At 38.6% G+C, this 20,543-nt stretch carries 20 protein-coding genes and 1 other RNA gene; 16 read left to right on the top strand and 5 right to left on the bottom strand.

Going from position 1 to position 20,543, the window contains the following annotated elements:
* The first annotated feature begins 24 nt into the window (after positions 1 to 24).
* From ACMX9J_RS21480 to ACMX9J_RS21540, 13 genes are all read left to right on the top strand, one after another.
* Positions 25 to 2,295 (top strand): DEAD/DEAH box helicase, encoded by a 2,271-nt coding sequence (locus tag ACMX9J_RS21480; RefSeq protein ID WP_416226155.1) that lies wholly within the window; start codon positions 25 to 27, stop codon positions 2,293 to 2,295.
* Between the two features lie 4 nt (positions 2,296 to 2,299).
* Positions 2,300 to 3,550 (top strand): ribonuclease H-like domain-containing protein, encoded by a 1,251-nt coding sequence (locus ACMX9J_RS21485; RefSeq protein WP_047751361.1) that lies wholly within the window; start codon positions 2,300 to 2,302, stop codon positions 3,548 to 3,550.
* Between the two features lie 346 nt (positions 3,551 to 3,896).
* Positions 3,897 to 4,406 (top strand): spore coat protein, encoded by a 510-nt coding sequence (locus tag ACMX9J_RS21490; protein ID WP_034266527.1) that lies wholly within the window; start codon positions 3,897 to 3,899, stop codon positions 4,404 to 4,406.
* 63 nt (positions 4,407 to 4,469) lie between these two features.
* Positions 4,470 to 5,021 carry a DUF1273 domain-containing protein gene (locus tag ACMX9J_RS21495; RefSeq protein WP_028414057.1) on the top strand — a complete coding sequence of 184 codons (552 nt, stop codon included), beginning with the start codon at positions 4,470 to 4,472 and terminating at the stop codon, positions 5,019 to 5,021.
* Positions 5,022 to 5,125: 104 nt separating this feature from the next.
* Positions 5,126 to 5,458 (top strand): cell division regulator GpsB, encoded by a 333-nt coding sequence (gpsB, locus tag ACMX9J_RS21500; RefSeq protein WP_013056140.1) that lies wholly within the window; start codon positions 5,126 to 5,128, stop codon positions 5,456 to 5,458.
* Between the two features lie 63 nt (positions 5,459 to 5,521).
* Positions 5,522 to 5,910, top strand: an RNA gene (gene rnpB, locus ACMX9J_RS21505) — RNase P RNA component class B.
* A 247-nt stretch (positions 5,911 to 6,157) separates the two neighbouring features.
* Positions 6,158 to 6,502, top strand: a complete 345-nt coding sequence (locus ACMX9J_RS21510) for a hypothetical protein (protein WP_028414056.1) — start codon at positions 6,158 to 6,160, stop codon at positions 6,500 to 6,502.
* 36 nt (positions 6,503 to 6,538) lie between these two features.
* The gene (locus ACMX9J_RS21515; protein ID WP_048018491.1) at positions 6,539 to 7,165 is read left to right on the top strand and encodes a PspA/IM30 family protein; all 627 of its coding nucleotides are present in this window, start codon (positions 6,539 to 6,541) and stop codon (positions 7,163 to 7,165) included.
* Between the two features lie 135 nt (positions 7,166 to 7,300).
* Positions 7,301 to 8,029, top strand: coding sequence for a cell wall-active antibiotics response protein LiaF (liaF, locus tag ACMX9J_RS21520; protein ID WP_028414054.1), 729 nt, complete (start codon positions 7,301 to 7,303; stop codon positions 8,027 to 8,029).
* On the top strand, positions 8,026 to 9,072 hold the full coding sequence (locus ACMX9J_RS21525) for a sensor histidine kinase (protein WP_165635696.1): 1,047 nt from the start codon (positions 8,026 to 8,028) through the stop codon (positions 9,070 to 9,072). Before liaF ends, ACMX9J_RS21525 begins: the two co-directional genes overlap by 4 nt.
* Positions 9,065 to 9,691, top strand: a complete 627-nt coding sequence (locus ACMX9J_RS21530; protein ID WP_028414052.1) for a response regulator — start codon at positions 9,065 to 9,067, stop codon at positions 9,689 to 9,691. The genes ACMX9J_RS21525 and ACMX9J_RS21530 overlap by 8 nt, the downstream gene beginning before the upstream one ends.
* Positions 9,692 to 9,823: 132 nt before the next feature.
* Positions 9,824 to 11,491: a glycoside hydrolase family 13 protein gene (locus ACMX9J_RS21535; protein WP_028414051.1), complete on the top strand. Its 1,668-nt coding sequence runs from the start codon at positions 9,824 to 9,826 to the stop codon at positions 11,489 to 11,491.
* A 209-nt stretch (positions 11,492 to 11,700) separates the two neighbouring features.
* A complete protein-coding gene (locus ACMX9J_RS21540) occupies positions 11,701 to 12,846 on the top strand; it encodes a THUMP domain-containing class I SAM-dependent RNA methyltransferase (RefSeq protein ID WP_028414050.1) in 1,146 nt (381 codons plus the stop codon).
* A 44-nt stretch (positions 12,847 to 12,890) separates the two neighbouring features.
* Here the strand turns inward: ACMX9J_RS21540 and ACMX9J_RS21545 are convergent, their stop codons facing one another.
* A complete protein-coding gene (locus tag ACMX9J_RS21545) occupies positions 12,891 to 13,019 on the bottom strand; it encodes a hypothetical protein (RefSeq protein WP_013056148.1) in 129 nt (42 codons plus the stop codon).
* Positions 13,020 to 13,178: 159 nt separating this feature from the next.
* On the opposite strand from ACMX9J_RS21545, the gene ACMX9J_RS21550 reads away from it, so the two are divergent.
* Positions 13,179 to 13,673: a hypothetical protein gene (locus tag ACMX9J_RS21550; RefSeq protein ID WP_028414049.1), complete on the top strand. Its 495-nt coding sequence runs from the start codon at positions 13,179 to 13,181 to the stop codon at positions 13,671 to 13,673.
* A gap of 34 nt (positions 13,674 to 13,707) precedes the next feature.
* Here the strand turns inward: ACMX9J_RS21550 and ACMX9J_RS21555 are convergent, their stop codons facing one another.
* From ACMX9J_RS21555 to ACMX9J_RS21570, 4 genes are read right to left on the bottom strand one after another with little or no spacing between them, the layout of a single operon-like run.
* Positions 13,708 to 14,520 carry a carbohydrate ABC transporter permease gene (locus ACMX9J_RS21555; RefSeq protein WP_033578442.1) on the bottom strand — a complete coding sequence of 271 codons (813 nt, stop codon included), beginning with the start codon at positions 14,518 to 14,520 and terminating at the stop codon, positions 13,708 to 13,710.
* Positions 14,521 to 14,534: 14 nt separating this feature from the next.
* On the bottom strand, positions 14,535 to 15,488 hold the full coding sequence (locus tag ACMX9J_RS21560) for a carbohydrate ABC transporter permease (RefSeq protein ID WP_028414047.1): 954 nt from the start codon (positions 15,486 to 15,488) through the stop codon (positions 14,535 to 14,537).
* Positions 15,472 to 16,719: an ABC transporter substrate-binding protein gene (locus ACMX9J_RS21565; protein WP_416226156.1), complete on the bottom strand. Its 1,248-nt coding sequence runs from the start codon at positions 16,717 to 16,719 to the stop codon at positions 15,472 to 15,474. The genes ACMX9J_RS21560 and ACMX9J_RS21565 overlap by 17 nt, the downstream gene beginning before the upstream one ends.
* 36 nt (positions 16,720 to 16,755) lie before the next feature.
* Positions 16,756 to 17,847 carry an ABC transporter ATP-binding protein gene (locus ACMX9J_RS21570; protein WP_033578445.1) on the bottom strand — a complete coding sequence of 364 codons (1,092 nt, stop codon included), beginning with the start codon at positions 17,845 to 17,847 and terminating at the stop codon, positions 16,756 to 16,758.
* Positions 17,848 to 18,179: 332 nt separating this feature from the next.
* Between ACMX9J_RS21570 and ACMX9J_RS21575 the strand changes: the two genes are divergently transcribed.
* A complete protein-coding gene (locus ACMX9J_RS21575) occupies positions 18,180 to 18,359 on the top strand; it encodes a hypothetical protein (protein ID WP_013056154.1) in 180 nt (59 codons plus the stop codon).
* Between the two features lie 224 nt (positions 18,360 to 18,583).
* Positions 18,584 to 20,521 carry an ATP-dependent DNA helicase gene (locus tag ACMX9J_RS21580; RefSeq protein WP_013056155.1) on the top strand — a complete coding sequence of 646 codons (1,938 nt, stop codon included), beginning with the start codon at positions 18,584 to 18,586 and terminating at the stop codon, positions 20,519 to 20,521.
* The last annotated feature ends 22 nt before the right edge of the window (positions 20,522 to 20,543 follow it).

The following is a 20,543-nucleotide window of genomic DNA, read 5'->3' on the forward strand; positions in this document are numbered from 1 at the left end:
TTAAAATAGAAGCAGGTGATGAAAATGAGAATACGAAAAAATTTACAAGAAGTAATGGATATTTTGCAAACGAATCCATCGTATCAGCAAAATATTGTTCATTGGCATACAATCGAAGAGAAAGAAGCTAAAACTGCGCCATTTCCAGCTTCTTTGCATACGAAACTGCGGGAAGCACTTGAAAAACGAGGAATTGGTTCGCTTTATACGCATCAAAAAACAGCGTTTGATTTGGCGGCAGCTAAGAAGAATGTTGTGGCCGTTACGCCAACAGCCTCGGGGAAAACACTGTGCTACAACTTGCCGGTACTGCAAAGTATTATGGAAAACGATCAAGCTCGAGCTCTTTATTTGTTCCCAACAAAAGCGCTTGCCCAAGATCAAAAAAGTGAATTAAATGAAATCATTGAAGAAATGGAAGTGCCAATCAATAGCTACACGTATGATGGAGATACTCCGGCAAATATCCGCCAAAAGGTGAGAAAAGCAGGGCATATCGTTATTACGAATCCGGATATGCTTCATTCAGCTATTTTACCTCATCATACAAAATGGGTATCACTGTTTGAGAATCTGAAATACATTGTGATTGATGAACTTCATACGTACCGCGGTGTTTTTGGAAGCCACGTAGCCAACGTTATCCGCCGGTTAAAGCGAATTTGCCGCTACTATGGAAGCGATCCTATCTTTATTTGTACATCAGCGACCATCGCTAATCCAAAAGAACTCGCTGAACATTTAACGGGAGCTCATGTTATGTTAGTAGATAACAACGGAGCGCCTAGCGGCCGCAAACATTTTATTTTTTATAACCCACCTATTGTGAATAAACCTTTAAACATTAGAAGAAGTGCTACGCTTGAAGTGCGAAATATTGCAGGAGAGTTTTTGGAAAATAAAATTCAAACGATTGTATTTGCACGAAGCCGAGTACGAGTGGAAATTATTTTAACGTATCTGCAGGAGCTCGTAAAAAACCAGCTTCAACATAAGTCTATTCAAGGGTATCGAGGAGGATATTTGCCGAAGCAGCGACGCGAAATAGAAAGAGGACTTCGAGAGGGAAGTATTTACGGGGTAGTCAGTACGAATGCTTTAGAGCTAGGAGTGGATATCGGGCAGCTGCAGGTGTGTGTAATGACAGGTTATCCAGGCACGGTTGCAAGCGCTTGGCAGCAAGCAGGACGAGCAGGAAGACGTCATGGAGAAGCCGTCATTGTGATGGTCGCAAGTTCAAGTCCGCTTGATCAGTATATGATTCAGCATCCGGATTACTTTTTTAGCAGAAATCCAGAAACAGCTCGAATTAATCCTGATAATCTTGTTATTTTAGTCGATCATTTAAAATGTGCGTCCTATGAGCTGCCGTTTAAGCAGGGAGAAACATTTGATGGGGTAGAAATTGAAGACGTGCTGGAGTTTTTGCAAGAAGAACGAGTGATTCATTTTAGCGGAGATAAATGGTACTGGATGAATGATTCCTTCCCAGCTCATAATATCAGTCTGCGCTCTGCATCCCAAGAAAATGTTGTCATCATTGATCAATCGGACGTTGCAAATGTGAAAGTAATTGGAGAAATGGATCGCTTTAGTGCTATGACGCTTCTTCATGATGAGGCGATTTACTTGCATCAAGGCATTCAGTATCAAGTAGAATACTTGGACTGGGATGAGAAAAAAGCGTATGTTCGTGAAGTTGATGTAGATTATTTTACCGATGCAAACTTGGCGGTTAACTTGAAGGTTCTAGAAGCTGATAAAGAACGACTGGAAGGGACATATTCAATCAGTTATGGCGATGTAATGGTCAGCGCCATGGCGACGATATTTAAAAAAATAAAGTTTGAGACGCATGAAAACATAGGGTCAGGGCCCATTTCACTTCCGGAAGAAGAGCTTCATACAAATGCCGTGTGGCTAAGCTTTGAAAAAGAACAGTTTCACGAATCTGAAGAACGATTGGAACAAGCTCTTATTTCCGTGGCAAATGCCATTCAGTCAATTGCACCGCTTATGGTGATGTGCGATCCTTCTGATTTACATGTAGTGCCTCAGATAAAAGCGGTGCACAATGAACAGCCCACTATCTTCTTATATGACCGATACCCGGGAGGCATTGGCCTAAGCGATAAAGTATACGAACAAATGAATGATGTGCTAAGTCAAACTAATCAATTAATTGTAAATTGTTCTTGCGAAAGCGGCTGTCCGTCCTGTATTGGTATGGAAGCACAGGGAGAACACGCGAAAAGCGATGCGCTCGTACTGCTACAACAACTGCAAAGTAGGTGAACTCGTGTCTTTTAAAAATAAATTAAACCGTATGAAAAAGCATCTTCATGTTACAGAAGCGAAGCCTCCGGTTGAAAGTACCCCCCAGCGATCTAAGGGCGCGTCTATTCCCTATGAGCAGGAATGGAAGGGAAATCATGCTGCGCCTTACTTTGCCGAAGACAGCTACTGTATGATCAGAGAAGTGGTTTACCCGCTCGACTACAAGCATGGACATTATGAATTTAATGAGCTGAAAAAAGTAGTGGAAGTATGGAATCAGTCTACAGTTGCTCATCCGCTTTCATCAAAAGGCCACACATATTCAGATTTGTTTTTCTTTGATACGGAAACGACGGGGCTTAGTACAGGTACGGGAACGACTATCTTTTTGCTAGGATACGCAAGGGTGTTAAAAGATTCCGTCGTTTTTCGTCAGCATATATTAACCGAGCCAAGTGGAGAAGTAGCATTTTATGAAAGTTTTTTAAAAGAAGTAGACTACACGACGCTTGTGACTTATAATGGTAAATCTTTCGATTGGCCTCACGTCAAGACTCGCCATACGCTATTGAGAGATCATTTGCCCAAGCTGCCTAAGTTCGGTCACTTTGATTTACTGCATGCGTCAAGAAGGCTGTGGAAACATAAAATGGGTTCGGTTAAGCTTGCGAATGTCGAAAAAGAAATACTTGGAATTGAACGAGTTGATGATATTCCCGGTTTCTTAGCTCCCATGATTTATTTTGATTTTATTGAAACGAAAAATCCAAGAGGCTTATTCGACATTATGAAACATAATGAACATGATATTTTATCGCTTATTACCTTATACATTCATTTATCAAAACATCTCCTTACTAGTGAGGAGTTTACAGAAAAAGAAACATATGAAGTGGCAAGGTGGTATGAGCAGTTGGGGGAGAACAAGCACGCTTTCTCTCTTTATCAAGGCGTAGCGGAAAAAGAAAAAGAAGAGCATAAAAAAGCTCAGCTAGCGATGGCTTATCATTATAAAAAAGAGAAGAGTTGGAAAGAGGCAGTGGACATGTTTGAACCCTTGGTTCAAACATGTGAAGGTGACGTCGCTATAGAAGCACTGGTTGAGTTAGCTAAAATTTATGAGCATCGTCTCAAAGATGTTCATCAAGCACTTCTATATACTGAGCTAGCCTCGGAGAAGTGGAATCAACTCAGGGGAATGACGAAAAAAACGTCGAAGGAAGCGCTTGAAAAAAGACTTCTTAGATTAAAAAATAAATCAGCTAAAGGATAGGCTTCAGCTGATTTATTTTAAAATATTCAGAATTATTATTCTTTTGTTTTTGTAGACGTTTTATATTGTTCTATTTTTCAGTCATTGATAAAATTAGTCAATGTAAGACTGATTCTTACAGCTTAAAAACAGAACTTTGGTGAGATGGAGAGAGGCCTCATGAAAAATGTGATTTTAGTATCATTTTTCGCATTAATTTGTTTAACAGTAATTGTCTTAAGCAGTTTGAAAAATTCGTATAACTCCTTTATGTAGGTCAAAAATAGGTGTTTGTCTTAGTACATGTACATTACCCTTCACATATTGTAATAGTGTAATAACTAAACAGTGAAAGGGGAAAAAGGATATGTATCCAAGACCAACAAAATGTATGCCACCAATTGTGCATCCAACAAAATGCTGCACACAGTTTACTTCTCAGGAGGTAGTTGTACCTCACATTCATCCAAGTCATAATACATTGGTGAATCATACAAATGTGAAGCACGTGCATTACTTCCCGCAAACACAATCTGTTGTAAATGAAACTTCAAATCAACAGTTTTTTGGCGGTGCGCAGCAATATCCAACTCAAGTAGGTGGAGCAGGCTATCCAGGTCAAATGGGAGGCTACCCAGGTCAAGTAGCAGGTGCTGGTTACCCAGGTCAAGGAGGTTACCCAGGTCAAGTAGCAGGTGCTAGTTATCCAGGCCAAGGAGGCTACCCAGGTCAAGTAGGTGGAGCTGGTTTTCCAGGCCAAGGAGGTTACCCAGGTCAAGTAGCAGGCGCTAGTTATCCTGGACACAAAGGTTGCGGCCAAGGAAGCTGTCATACAAAAGGCGCGCATCAAGGACCTAATTCAGGGTATTTTAGATAATGTACGTTAATAGGAGCTGATTACATCAGTTCCTATTCTATTTTGTTACAAAGGAGTTATATAATGAAGGTGCTAACGGTTACTGGTTATAAGCCATTCGAACTTGGAATTTTTAATGAAAAACATCAAGGCATTACATACATAAAAAAAGCGCTCTATAAAAAATTACAGGAATTAGTAGAAGATGGATTAGAATGGGTATTGATTAGTGGCCAGCTAGGAGTAGAGATTTGGGCAGCAGAAGTGGTATTTGATCTGCAGCTCGATTATCCCGAGCTTCAGTTAGCTGTTTTAACACCATTTTTGGAGCAGGAAGAAAAATGGAATGACGTCAATAAAGAATTGTATGAATTCGTCTTAAGTCAAGCAGATTATGTAGATAGCATCACAAAAAAGAAATATGAAAGTCCAGCACAGTTTCGGTTGAAAAATCAATTTTTAGTAGAAAAAAGTGAAGGTATTTGTTTAGTTTACGACGAAGAGCACGAAGGAAGTCCTAAATATATGTTAGAAACGGCTAAAAAGCGTGCTGAACGAGAAGAATACCCTATTATAATGGTGACGTCTCACGACTTACAAGATATCGTGGATGAAGAAAAATTTTCGTCTTTTTAACGCCACTTGACGAAACATTTTAAAAGATAAATTGACATTTGAAGCTATTTTTGAAAAAATGAATTATAATAAAGATAAGGTTTATCGTATTCGAGGTGATAGAGATGTTAGCTGATAAAATTCGTTTAACGGCCAAAGAAATTTTAGAAAAAGAATTTAAAACAGGCATGAGAGGCTATAATCAAGAGGAAGTAGATAAGTATCTAGATTCTGTTATTAAAGATTATGAAGCATTTCATGAAGAAATTGAAGCATTACAAACTGAAAATTTACGCTTAAAAAAGCAAGTAGAAGAGTTATCCAAAAAGCCGCAACAACCTTCGTTTACCCCGCCGCCGGCTCAACAGCAGCAGCAAGCGGGTACGACAAACTTTGATATTTTAAAACGTTTGTCAAACTTAGAAAAACATGTGTTTGGAAGTAAATTATACGAATAACCTAAAAATAGGAGTTGCATTCAACTCCTATTTTTATTATACTAAGGAAAGTCGTTATCAATAACGTTCGGGTAATTGCTGCATCACATATGAGGATGTAGAGGAAAGTCCATGCTCGCACAGACTGCGATGTCTGTAGTGTTCGTGCCTAGCGAAGTCATAAGCTAGGGTAGCTGTTAAAAGCTAACGGCGGGGAAAAAGCCTAAGTCTTTTTAAGATATGGCTTGACTACTCTGAAAGTGCCACAGTGACGAAGTCTTATCAGAAATGATAAGAGTGGAACGAGGTAAACCCCTCGAGCGAGAAACCCAAATAATGGTAGGGGAACTTTCTGGAAGGAACTGAACGGAAGGAAGGACAAAATGGTTACATTTTGTAGATAGATAATTGCCACCGGAGTACGAGGTAGCTAGCCGCTTGCAGTACAATGGTACAAAACATGGCTTACAGAACGTTATTGAAAAGCAATCGACAATAGTTGTTATACACTATATTTTAATCCAACCCAGCTCTTCATATAACGGAAGAGCTTTTTTTATGTCAAAATGACAGCTTATCATAAGCTGTCATTTTTTTGTACAATCAGGCTGAGCTTGTTGTCAGCCTCAGGTCTTAGGAGAAAATAAAGCTCTAGCTCGTTTTGAAAAAACGTTATCATCCTTAAACTAAGTATATAGAGAAGCGAAAGGAGGAAACAAAATGAAAAAAGTTGGTTTGTTTTTGATTGGAGCGGTAGCTGCTATCGTTCTTCTTGCAAATGCTGGCCCCATGGTAGGACTTGCGCTTGGCTTGGTTATTTTGTACGTAGCATTTAAAGGGTTTGTTAAAGCAGAGACCCCCTTTAAAAAATGGTTCTGGGGGTTTATTGGTGTCGTCGTACTCTTAACAACCGTTTCAAACCTTCCGGCTCTTGCTGGTATCATCGCAGCAGTAGTACTTTACATTGTATATAAAAAGTGGAACAGCAGCAGGCCTATAAAAATGGAAAAAGAAGATCCGTTTAAGCACTTTGAACGTCAGTGGGCTGACTTAAATCAAAAATAATAAAATTTCACTTTATTATCTAAGGAGATGAACAAAATGAGAAACTTATTTACTCGAATGAAAGAAACGATTTCTGCAGACCTTCATCAATTACTTGATCACAAAGAACAAAAAAATCCAATTGCTGCGTTAAATCACTATTTGCGCCAATGCGAGCAGGAGACTGAAAAGGTAAGGCAGCTTGTTGAGCGGCAGCACACGTTAAAAGAGCAGTTTAATCGCGAATACCATCTGGCACTTGACATGATGAAAAAACGTCATGAGCAAGCACAAGTGGCGCAAGCAGCTGAAGAAGCAGAATTACATGAATTTATTGTAAAAGAGCATGCTCACTACGAAGAGAGAGCAAAGCGTGTAAAAGAATCTTATGAAGATGCATCCAAGCAGTTAGAAGAGCTTGAACAAAAGTATGAAGAAATGAAGCATAAGGTAAAAGATATGCATATTCGCCGTATGGAACTAATGGGGCGCGAAAATATTGCCCGTGCGCACCATCGTATGAATTCAGTAATGAAAACGGAAGCATCTTATGCGTCCTACAGTCAGTTTGACGAAATGGAAACCTATATTGACCAGCTTGAAAATCAAATTAATACAAATTACTACAGACAAACGGTAGACAGCAAGATTGCTGAATTAGAAAAAAGAGTAAAATCATCGTAAAAAATCAGTGTTTCTGCATAAAACATGGTATTCTAAAAAAGGCGTAGGTTTCTGCGTCTTTTTAAGGTGAGAGAATAGATATCTGCAGCATCCAAAGAACGCTATGTCATCTACGAGGAGAAAGGAGAGGGAGCTGTGCAAAGCGTAAACAAAACAGAATCTCTTATGTTCATTTTTATTTGCAGCTTATTTGTCCTGTTTATTGAAATTATGTTTTTTCACAGCGGCTTGATCTTTTCTGTATTAATTGCCGGTGCGTTCATGTATATTGGGCGAAAAAAAATGAGAAGAAAATTAGGGCGTATGTTATTTTGGATTGGCGTTATTGGGCTTGTGTTGAATATATTTAATACGGTTGCCTTTAAGTTTTTAGTTATTGCTCTTTTCCTGTACTTTTTACTTAGATTTATTCAATTACGAAAGCATCCGGTTGAATTTAGACCAACTGACGAGTTGACACAGCAGCCAAACCAAAGTTTGGTGCAGGTCCGGCCGGTTTTGACGAATAAACTTCTTGGTAGTCAAAGAACCGAAGACTCCGTATACGAATGGGATGATATTAATATTCAAAGCGTATGGGGAGACATTGTGATTGATTTAAGCAATACTGTTCTGCCAAAAGGCGATGCGGTTATCTTTATTCGTCAAGTGTTTGGAAATATTAAAGTGCTCATTCCTTACGAAACAGAAGTATCTGTGAATCATTCTAAACTAGCAGGAAACGTAACGGTTTTTGGCCATCAGCGCGGCTTTTCGTTCAATGAAAATTTGTCTATCAAAACAGAGGAATTTGATCAATCTGCTCATAGGGTGAAGATTGTTACAACTGTTGTGATTGGAGATTTAGAGGTGCAAAGGATATGAGTATTCTTCAACGGCAGTTATTGTGGGGGATTTTCTTAAGTTTTTTTGTATTTGTATCCGTGCTCCTTACCGTGTTTTTGGCATATCCTGTTTTTCAACTTAGCGACTTATGGAAAACGAGCGTATTTGGCATGCCTTTTGTGCTGTTTTCCTTCAGTTTAAGCCTTACGATTGGAAGCGTGATTGGAGGAATCATGGGGTTTATGTGGAGACAGCAGTGGACATATGTTGAAAACCGATTATATGAAATAGAAAATGGCCACCGGCATATGTCGGCAAATGAACCGCTTATTCAAGAAACGTCTCGAATTATAAGCCGTTTAAACAAAGTAGATCATAAAATGATTTTTCAAGCGCAGCAATCTCAAAAGATGGCAACGGAAAAAGTGGAAAATCAGCAAAAGCAAGTGCAAGAAATTGTTTCTCAAGAACGAAATCGGCTTGCTAGAGAACTGCATGACTCCGTTAGTCAGCAGCTATTTGCCGCTTCGATGCTTATGTCTGCTATTACGGAATCCAATCTTACGCTACAAGACTCTGAAGCTAAGCAATTAAAGATGGTTGAAAAAATGATTAATCAATCACAGCTTGAAATGAGGGCTTTGCTTCTTCATCTTCGTCCTGCAGCATTAAAAGGAAAATCGCTACAGGCTGGAATGAAAGAACTGATGAATGAGCTTGCTCAAAAAGTACCGCTTGAATTAAATTGGAAAATAGAAGGGTTTGAACTTGATAAAGGCATTGAAGACCACTTGTTTAGAATTTTGCAAGAATCCGTATCAAATACGCTGCGTCATGCAAATGCAACAGCTTTAGACGTGCTGCTGATCAAACGTGACTTTTCCATTATTTTACGTATTGTGGATAACGGAGTTGGTTTTGATGTAGAAAAGGAGAAAGTCGGATCGTACGGTCTGCAAAATATGTATGAACGCGCAGTTGAAATTGGAGGCCTATTAAAAATTATTAGTTTGCCCGACAAAGGAACAAAGCTAGAAGTAAAAGTACCGTTAGTAGAAAGAGAGGAGAAGCAAAATGATTAATGTACTGTTAGTAGATGACCATGAAATGGTTCGTATTGGCGTAGGAGCGTATTTGTCGGCTCAAACAGACATTCATGTAATAGCTGAAGCAGCCAATGGCCAACAGGCCGTTGAATTAGGGCTTCAGCTGCGCCCGGATATTATTTTAATGGATTTAGTCATGGAAGAAATGGACGGGATTGAAGCAACAAAACAGCTCATTAAGCAGTGGCCGGAAGCAAAAGTAATTATTGTCACTAGCTTTCTAGATGACGAAAAAGTATATCCCGCTCTAGAGGCAGGGGCAACAAGCTACTTATTAAAAACGTCTAAAGCAGGAGAAATTGCAGCTGCTATTCGCCGTACATATGAGGGGGAATCTGTATTAGAGCCTGAAGTAACCGGTAAAATGATGTCTAAAATGAGAAAGCCGTCTTTACCTCATGAAGAACTCACAGCTCGTGAAATGGAAATTTTACTTTTAATGACACAGGGTAAAACAAATCAAGAGATTGCAGACGAATTATTTATTGCGCTAAAGACGGTAAAAACACATGTGAGCAATTTATTAAGTAAGCTGGATGTGCAGGACCGAACTCAAGCCGTCATTTATGCCTTTAAACACAAATTAGCGCAGTGAGAATCGTTATTCAAAAGAGAATAACGATTTTTTTTGTGAAAAACCTATTTTTTTGCATGTATTCATTATAAAATAGCGATATGCGTAAAGGCGAACGCTTACGTAAAAGCACTATTTTGAGGGGTTGAGCACATGGAAAAGAAATGGTGGAAAGAAGCTGTTGCGTATCAAATCTATCCGCGAAGCTTCATGGATTCAAACGGCGACGGAATTGGTGACATTCAAGGGGTTATTTCAAAATTAGACTATTTATCTGATCTTGGAATTGATGTCATTTGGATTTGCCCGATTTATCAGTCTCCTAACGACGATAATGGCTACGATATCAGTGATTATAAAGATATTATGAAAGATTTTGGAACAATGGAAGACTTTGATGAGCTGTTAGATGAAGTTCACCATCGCGGAATGAAGCTGATTATGGATTTAGTTATTAACCATACTTCAGATGAACATCCTTGGTTTTTAGAATCTAGGTCTGCTAAAGAGAATCCATATCGTGATTATTATATCTGGCACGAAGGTAAAGATGGAAAAGAGCCAAACAACTGGGAATCTATTTTTAGCGGATCAGCTTGGGAGTTCGACGAAAAGACAAAAGAATATTACATGCACGTATTTTCTAAAAAACAGCCCGATTTAAACTGGGAAAACGAAAAAGTACGTCATGAGCTTTATGAAATGGTTAACTGGTGGTTAGATAAAGGAATTGACGGCTTTCGTGTAGATGCTATTTCGCATATTAAGAAAGTGGCCGGCTTCCCAGATCTGCCGAACCCTGAAAAGCTAGATTATGTGCCATCGTTTGAAGGGCATATGAATCGACCGGGAATTCAAGAACATTTAAAAGAGCTAAAAGAAAAAACGTTTGCCAAATACGATATTATGACGGTTGGAGAGGCAAATGGTGTAACATCGGACAGCGCAGATGAGTGGGTAGCTGAAGATGGCGGAAACTTCAATATGATTTTTCAGTTCGAGCATATGGGACTGTGGGATAAAGGAGAAGAAAAACCGCTTGATTTAATCGAGTTAAAAACAATCTTAACTAATTGGCAAAATGGTTTAGAAAAAATTAACGGCTGGAACGCTTTATATTTAGAAAATCATGACCAAATTCGTTCTGTAAATAAATTCGGCAGCACAGCTTACCGAGTGGAAAGTGCAAAGTGCTTAGCTGCACTATACTTTTTAATGAAAGGAACACCGTTTATTTATCAAGGACAAGAACTTGGAATGACCAATGTTAAATTTGATTCTATTGATGATTATGATGATGTTGGGATGATTAACTACTACCGTATTCAGCGTGAAAAAGGCGATTCACATGACGAGATTATGAAAGTTATTTGGGAAACAGGCCGCGATAACTCAAGGACGCCAATGCAGTGGAATACAGAAAAAAATGCAGGGTTTTCTACCGGAAACCCTTGGATGAAAGTGAACCCAAATTACGTAGACATTAACGTAGAAGAGCAGAAAAGTGATAAGAATTCGGTACTGAATTTTTACAAACAGCTCATTAAAATTAGAAAACAGCATGATGTGCTGGTGTATGGAACTTATAAGCTGTTGGCAGAAGAAGATTCCGCTATTTACGCGTATACGCGAACATTAGAAGGTAAAACCGCTGTTGTTATTTGTAATATGTCACCGAATAATCAAACGTTCGAGTTTCCTTCAGAGAGCTCATTTACAAACATAGAAGTGCTGATTCATAATTATCCGTTGGATAAAAACGAAACGCTTGAACAATGTACGCTGCACCCATATGAAACACGTGTATACTTACTTTCATAAACAAGTTGAGCAACCGATTGCGCAATTTTAAAATGGAAAGCTTTTAAAAACAAATCTATATGCGACATATGTAAAGAAACTGCTGGCTCTACCAAGAGCGAGCAGTTTCTGCATTTTGATAAAAAGACGGAGAAAGCTTTGACTACGGCGCATGTATATGGTACTTTTACACTTAGTGTAGATAATTAGAAACAAAATGAGGTTGAAAAATGGCGAAATATAAAATTATTGCAACAGCAGCAATGGGAATTGAAGCACTAGTCGCTAAAGAAGTGCGTGCTTTAGGATATGAATGTGAAGTAGATAATGGCAAGGTTATCTTTGAAGGAGACGAGCTTGCAATTGCTCGATGCAATTTATGGCTTCGTACAGCAGATCGAATTAAAGTACAGGTTGGACAGTTCAAAGCTCGTACGTTTGATGAGCTTTTTGAACAAACAAAAGCATTAAATTGGGGAGATTATTTGCCCGTAGATGCACAGTTTCCTGTATCGGGAAAATCAGTTAAATCTAAATTGTTCAGCGTATCAGATTGTCAAAGCATTGTAAAAAAAGCAATTGTTGACAGCATGAAAAAACATTATAACAAAACAACAGGCTGGCTCGAAGAAACGGGGTCAACGTTTAAAATTGAAGTAGCGTTATTAAAAGATGTTGCTACATTAACAATTGACGCAAGCGGTGCAGGACTTCATAAGCGCGGTTACCGCGTAGGACAAGGGGAAGCTCCTTTAAAAGAAACGCTGGCAGCTGCTTTAATTATGCTAACGCCGTGGAATGCGAATCGTCCGTTTGTCGATGTTTTCTGCGGTTCTGGTACAATTGCTATCGAAGCAGCGCTTATCGGTCAAAATATTGCACCAGGATTTAATCGTGACTTCTTATCAGAAGAGTGGCCGTGGATGTCAGCAAGCATTTGGGACAAAGCGCGCGAAGAAGCAGAAGACTTAGCGAACTATGACCAAGTGCTAGATATTGCTGGTCATGATATTGACCATCGTATGGTAAAAGTAGCGGAGCAAAATGCATTTGAAGCTGGACTTGGAGATTTAATTCAATTTAAGCAAATGCAAGTGCGCGATTTTACGACGCCGAAAGAATATGGAATCATTATTGGTAACCCTCCGTACGGCGAACGTTTAAGCGATCGTCCTTCTGTTGAAAAAATGTACGCTGAAATGGGCGAAGCGTTTTCTAAGCTTGATACGTGGTCGATTTATATGCTTACATCTCATGAACAGTTTGAACAGTACTACGGTAAAAAAGCGACGAAAAAACGCAAATTGTTTAACGGATTTATTAAAACAGACTACTATCAGTACTGGGGACCTCGTCCTCCACGCAACGATCAATAAATACAAAAAGCCAAGCGGTGTAAAAACAGCTTGGCTTTTTTACGTTATTTCTTTTTTAAACCGCGATAAGCTAGCATTCCAAACATGCCTATCCCGAGCACGACAATTAATAAAATAAACCAAAACGTAGCATTAAGCAGGTATTTATATAGTCCGTCATAATAATCATGCATGTACTCACCCCATTATGTTTTTTTATAGTATGGGCGAGTAGCAGGGCAATATATGTATTCATTTCTTTTCAATAGCAGGCTTAAAACGAGAAATGATTAGCTTATTTCTAACATATTTACGAAAGGGAAATCTCATACTAAAAACTAAGAGGTGATAAAATGAGAAAAAATCGATCAGCACGGGTTTTTGGCGGGATGATGCTTCTTTCATGGTTAACCATCCCTTTTATAGGACGACAGCATATTAAGCGCTATTTATCATCTACTATGTTTATTTCCTTTTTAATTATGGTTGAAAGCTATATTGCTGAAAAAAAGAAGTGGTGGATATTCCCTAATCCTCCTCATCCATATTTAACAGGTGAAGCTGCTTTACTTTTAGGTCCATTTTTAGCAGGTTCTTTATGGATTAAAAAGTTCACATATGGCCATTTTGGAAGGTATATGTTATTAAATGCAATCGTAGATACATTTTTTGTTTATCCTTTTCAACGAGCTATGAGCCGTGCAAAGCTTTTTAGGGTAGGCACATTTAAAGAGTACCATTTGCTAGGTATCTTTCTGTTAAAAGCTGCTTTAATGTACGTTTACCAACACCTAATAGTAGAGAAACCGAAACCTCAGCGTGCTTTAAAAAATAATCCTATAGAATAAAGGGGCAGGCAGGGAAGCGTGATTTTCTTGCCTGCTATTTTAATGCCCCAGAGGTCATTCCTGAAATGAAATGCTTTTGCAAAAACACGTACGCAATCAATAATGGAATAGAAGAAAGAACGACTGCTGAAAACAGCATAGGGTAATTGGTTAGAAATTCCCCTTGAAAGTCCAATAATGCAATAGGCAGCGTTTTTACTTCTTTAGATTTTAATAATAGCAAAGGGAATAACAGATCATTCCACACGATCACAAACGAAAAAATTCCTACTGTAGCCATTGAAGGTATGGAGAGTCGAAGAGCGATTTTTGAATATATTTTCCACTCTGACGCCCCGTCCATGCGAGCGGCTTCGAATAGTTCCTTTGGCAAAGTTTTCATAAACCCCGTTATAATAAACACACCGATAGGAAGCAAAAAACTTATGGAGACGATAATGACCCCTGTTAGCGTATTGACCAGTCCAAGCTTATTCATCAGCAAAAAGACAGGAATCATATTGACTTGAGTAGGGACAATCATTCCGCAAACAAAAAAGCCGTATACAATCCATCCAAGCTTTTGAGGTAGCTGAATAATAGCGTAAGCAATCATGCTTGAAAACCATAGAATAAAAAACGTGCTAAAGACGGTAACAATCACGCTGTTTTTAATATAGCCAAAGATGGGTTCATTGACGAGCAGCTGTTTATAATTTTCAATATTCCAGCCTGCTGGTAATCCAATTGGGTTGCTGTAAAGTTCAGGCGTTGTTTTAAAGGTTGTTAATAAAACCAAGCTTAAGGGCAACAGAATGATTAAACCGTATATCCCTAAAATCAGATGTCTGAATGGATTTTGTTTCATAAAAGAATCTCCTTTTACATTTTGGTCAGGCGAAGTACGCGAAATTGAAGAAACGTTAAAAGAGCAATCACAATCATAAATACAACGGAAATGGCAGAGGCATAGCCAAAACGAAAATTAATAAAAGCTTCGTGATAAAGAAGTGTCGAAAGAATTTCAGTTGAGTTGGAGGGACCTCCATTTGTCATTGCAATGATTAAATCAAATGCTTTAAAGCTTTGTATGGTCGTATAAGCCACAACCATTGTCGTAGCTGGAGCTAAAAGAGGCCACGTAATGCGCTTGAATTTTTGCCATCGTGTTGCTCCATCAATACTAGCAGCTTCATATAACTCACTGGGAATAGCTTGAATTCCAGCTACAAAAATAATAAGCATTTGACCAGTATGTGCCCAAAATTGTACAAAAGCCAAGCTGTAAATGGCGATATGTCCATTTCCAATCCAAGACTGTGTCCAATGCTCAAGGCCTATTTTACTTAAAAATAGGTTAACTCCTCCAATGTTGGGGTCATACATAAAGTTCCACGTGAACGCAATCGACACGGACGAAATAATCGTCGGTACAAAAAAGAGTGAGCGATAAAATGTATTCCATGCAGAATTTCTATAAAGTAAGAGTGCAAAGCCTAAGCTCAATAACGTTTGAAAGATCAGCACGCCAATTGTGAACTTTAAGTTGTTTGTAAGCGACTGTGTGAAAATAGCATCGTTTGTTAAAATTTCTTTGAAGTTTTGAAACCCTACAAATGAGAACTGAGAAGACAATCCATTCCAATCAGTTGTACTTAAAAATAAAGCAGAAAGCGTTGGCAATGCAAAGAAAACCGTATATATGACAAAACCAGGAAGCAAAAACAACCATAGATGCCTGCTTTTAGAGATATTTTTAAATGAAAAGAGAGGAAAAGAGAACGAAGGGGTTCTCTTTTCTTCCTCTTGAATAGACGTATTAGTTTTTAGCGACACGTTCTACCTCTCCTTGTGCTTTTTCAGCAGCTTTTTTCGCTGACATACCGGATAGTACGTCCTGTACAGATGTTTCAACAGCTTTTGATACGCGCTCATTTAAAATGGTAAATCGAGGTTGGAAGACCGTTTTTTTGTCTTTCCACTTTGCGCTTTCTTTGAGTTCAGGTGAATCATATTTCACGTCTTTGACCGTTAATAACTGGCCAGTAGCATTTGCATACTCAGAAGAAATCTTTGGATCTGCAAGGAAAGTTAAAAATTTCTTAGCAGCTTCTTTGTGTTTTGATTTTTCAGCAACACCTAATAAGAATGTTGTGGTATGAACACCTTCGTATTCGGCTTTATCTTGATCCACTGTAATCGGTGCAAGCAAACCTTGATCAATCTTTGGATTTTGCTGTTTGACTGTAGCCATCATATAAGAACCTTGAGCAAGCATTGCGCCTTTTTCCTGAGCGAAAAGTGCTGCAGCACTTTCTTTTTTCGTACCAAGAGCATCTTTTTGGAAGTAACCTTTATCATTTAATTCTTTAATTTGAGATAGGGTTTTGATAAACCATTCATCAGTTAGCTTGCGCTTGCCCGTTTCTACTTCGTGAAGGGCGTTATTTGTAGGTTCGTTATTCATAATCATTGGGTTAATAAATTGAGAAGGACTTACGTCTCCTGAAAATAAAATCGGCGTGTAACCATTTTTCTTTAATGTTTCAGCTGTTTTTAAAAAGCTATTCCAGTCTTTAGGAACATCTAAATTTAGTTTTTCAAAAATGCCTTTGTTATAGACAGGGATGTTATAGACTAGCTGATAAGGAAGAGCATATTGCGTATTATCCGCTTTACCCGCTTGGATTAGCTTTTCGTCAAATTTGCTGAGTAAGTTTTGGTCGTCCAGCTTTGCAAAACCGTTTGCTTTGCGAATCGTTTCAAATTGACTTCCTGGAAAACTAGCAAATACATCGATGCCTTCTCCAGATAGTAGAGATCCTTGAATTTGTGATTGATATGAATCCGAAGGAAAGACGGTCATCTCTACATGAATATTTGGGTTTTTCTTTTCAAATTGCTCAATGATAGAATCAAAGGCTTTCGTATCTTCTCCTCGCCAATGCGTAAAGTTAATGGTTACTTTTTTTGAAGAATCGCTGCTGTCGCCGCTTGTTGAACTGTTTTTGCCGCAGCCGGCGATGATCACGGTGAGCATTGCTAACAGAATTAATAATTTTTTCATTTTAGTTCCCCCATTTATAGAATTCTTTTTAGATAGTTATTGGTCAATTTTGATACGATTGGTAGATGCTTGGTCAAAGAAATGAGCATGATTCATTTGAAAATGAAACGGAAAGTGCTGATGAACTTGAATATGTTCATCCCCAGGGATTTTAGCCACAAAGAGCTGCTCTCCTAAACTGCTGTATAGTATGTACTCTGCTCCTAATAACTCAGACACATCTACCGGTAATGAAATATGAGGAGCATCAGAAAAGGCACGCGTAATATGCTCGGGTCGAATTCCTACAGTAATGAATTGATTATTGTAGCCTTTTTCATGTAACGAATGCATTTGATTTTCTGTCAGTTGAAACTCATGTTCACTGATGTACAGTTTGCTGTTCACTACTTTTCCTGTGAAAAAGTTCATTCCCGGTGAGCCTATAAAACTGGCTACAAACGTATTCTCTGGAGCATTATACACTTGCATAGGTGAACCTATTTGCTGAATTTTTCCGTCTTTCATAACTACGATTCTGCTTGCCATCGTCATGGCTTCTGTTTGATCGTGGGTTACATAAATAATGGTCGTCTGCAGCCTCTGATGAAGCTTACTGATTTCAGCACGCATTTGTACGCGAAGCTTCGCATCAAGGTTAGACAAAGGCTCATCCATTAAAAAAATTTGGGCATTCCGTACAATGGCTCTTCCTAAAGCCACTCGCTGACGCTGACCTCCTGATAATGCTTTTGGCTTGCGTTTTAAATAGGGTTCTAAGTCCAAAATACGAGCCGCTTCACGAACGCGCTCATCAATTTCTTGTTTTGGGACTTTGCGGAGCTGCAAGCCAAATGCCATGTTGTCGTAAACCGTTAAATGAGGGTAAAGCGCGTAGTTTTGAAACACCATTGCAATATCCCGGTCCTTAGAAGGTAAATCGTTTGCACGATCTCCATTAATAAGCAATTCTCCTTCTGTTATCGATTCAAGGCCGGCGATCATTCGAAGGGTAGTGGATTTGCCGCACCCTGAAGGTCCTACAAATACAATAAATTCTTTGTCTTGAATATGAAGATTAAAATTATCAACTGCAAGACTATCTTTTCCGTATTTTTTATACACATGCTGCAACTGCAGTTCTGCCATTTTTTTCTCCTCTCAGCAGGCTTTTAAAAAATAAAAGCCTCTAATTGCACAGACGGATTGTACGTGTATCTGGCAATTAGAGGCTATCGGTTGACCGGTAAGCCTGTAGTATGTAGTTTTGAGTGATTAAATCTGTAAGTAATTTTAAAATATATTATTCCTATATGTCAAGTGAGAATTAAAGTATTTTAATAAGTTCGATTATTTTCTTAAATGAAAGAATCCATTTATTAAGCCAGAGATACTGGTTTTGAGAATAAAATAAACAGCTGATGTATAGAATGATAGTATTCACTTTTATAGTAAGCACTACAGAGAGAGGATGTTTATAAATGGATAGAAACACGCAGTTCACTATGATTCGGCAAGCGTTGGAAAACAGCTATCATTTAATGCAGCAGGGAATAGAAGTTAGCGGAGAGACGCTTACTCAGCTGGAACAAGCAAAAGCCGAGTATGAAGCGGCCTTTTTATTGTCTCAGTCCACGGATTCCAAATTCCGCTGTAATTAATTTTTTAATAGCACTTATTCCGTTTGCGTTCTATACACCCAGCTTTTATACAAAAAGGTTCTGTCCTTACAGGCAGAACTTTTTTATGTTCAGCTCTTTTTATTGACATTTTAGATAAAGTAGTCAATAATTAAGTTTTGCTTACATGAGAAATTTACTAGATAAAAAGAAGTGAAGCTAATTTTTATTGATAGATATTTACATAAATAAAGGAGTCAGTATCGATGATGAGAGAGCGGTTGCCTTTTACAATTGAGCGGGATGAAAACTTTTTTGACAAATTAAATGAATGGATAGGTGATGTTTTTTATGATCATCTTCCAGACGCAGGATTAGAACTTCGGGATGAACAAATTTTTATGGCTTTTCAAATCGAACGAGCTTTTAAAGAAAAAAATGTAATCTTTGCAGAAGCAGGTGTAGGAACAGGGAAAACCATTGTGTATTTACTGTACGCTATTTGTTATGCAAGGTATATTGGCAAGCCGGCTATTATTGCCTGTGCGGATGAAACATTAATTGAACAGTTAGTAAAAGCCGAAGGAGACATTGCCAAGCTCTCTGGTATTTTAGATATTAACATGGATGTTCGCCTAGCAAAATCTCAAGATCAGTATCTGTGTTTAAAGAAATTAGATGCTGTGACAGCACGAACAGATAATGAAAACATTGAAGAAATTTACGATACGCTTCCTGATTTTGTTCATGATCATAGTGGTATGCAGTCGTTCTATCACTACGGAGACCGTAAAGAATATCCTCATTTAACGGATGAGGAATGGAATCAAATTAACTGGGATACGTTTCAAGATTGCTCTTCCTGTGAGCAGCGTCATAGATGTGGCTTAACGCTTTCACGCGAGCACTATAGAAAAGCACATGACTTAATTATTTGCTCTCACGATTTTTACATGGAACACATTTGGACATATGAAGCCCGCAAGCGTGAAGGACAGCTTCCGCTTCTTCCTGAAAGCAGCTGTGTTGTATTTGATGAAGGTCACCTGCTGGAATTTGCTGCACAAAAGGCTTTAACGTATCGCATTCAAGAAGATACGTTAGAAAACTTGTTAACGCGTCTATTAGAAAATGACGTGCGAGAAGAATTTGCTGTGAAGATCGAGCACGCTATCGATGTGTATGCAATGTTCTTTGACCGTTTAAGTGAAGCAAGCACAGAAATCGTTGGTTCTAGCCGTAAAGAAGTAGCCCGAACAAACGGATTACAAAGTGTAGGAAAAGAACTTTTATCGCTGCTTGAACATATCGGAAACGAGCTTGTGTTTGAGAGTGAGACCTATACAGTAGACGAATATACGCTGCGAATTGTAGATGAGTACCTAGATCAAATTGATTATTCGCTGCGCTTATTTATGGACAACGAAAATGCCATCTACTGGGTGGAAGAAAACAACTGGCAGCTGACGTTGGTTATTATGCCGCAAGCAGTAAAAGACGTCTTAAAAGAACGAGTATTTGCGAAGAAAATACCATACATTTTCACTTCTGCCACTCTTTCAGATAACCAATCGTTCGATTATTTAGCATATAGCTTAGGAATTGCAAAGCCGCTTTCTTTTTCAGTTGAATCGCCATTTGATTATGATGAGCAAATGAAAATTGCGGTGAAAAATGTTTCGGATGATCAAGAAGAAGCGTTTGCTGAAAAATTTGCCTTTGCTGTTGCTCAGCTCGAAAAAACGAACGGACGAGCACTTTTATTGTTTAACAGTAAAGAAGAACTAGAGATGTTCAAAGAAGTTTCCAAAGAGTTAAATCAGTACACATTTTTATTTGAAGGCGATCAAGAAATCAGTAAATTAGTGTCTCAGTTCCAAAGAGAAGAAGAAACGATTTTATGCGCTGTTCATTTGTGGGAAGGGTTGGATATTCCTGGACCTTCGTTATCGAATGTAATTATTTGGTCTCTGCCGTATCCGCCAAATGATCCGGTCTTTGAAGCAAAGCGCAATCAAGTAGTCGATCCATTTTGGGATGCAGATATGCCGTATATGCTTCTTCGCTTAAAGCAAGGAGTTGGAAGGCTGATTCGCTCTCATAATGATAAGGGTCTAATCACGATCTTTATGCCAAAAAGCACAGATTCAAAAGTGCGTTCAATCATTGAACAAAATGTTCCAACCAAAATAGAAAACGTATAAAAAAGCGCGGTGGCAGCCGCGC

The sequence above is a fragment of the Priestia sp. RMT2NF4 genome (assembly GCF_047872835.1).
Lineage (GTDB): Bacteria > Bacillota > Bacilli > Bacillales > Bacillaceae_H > Priestia > Priestia zanthoxyli.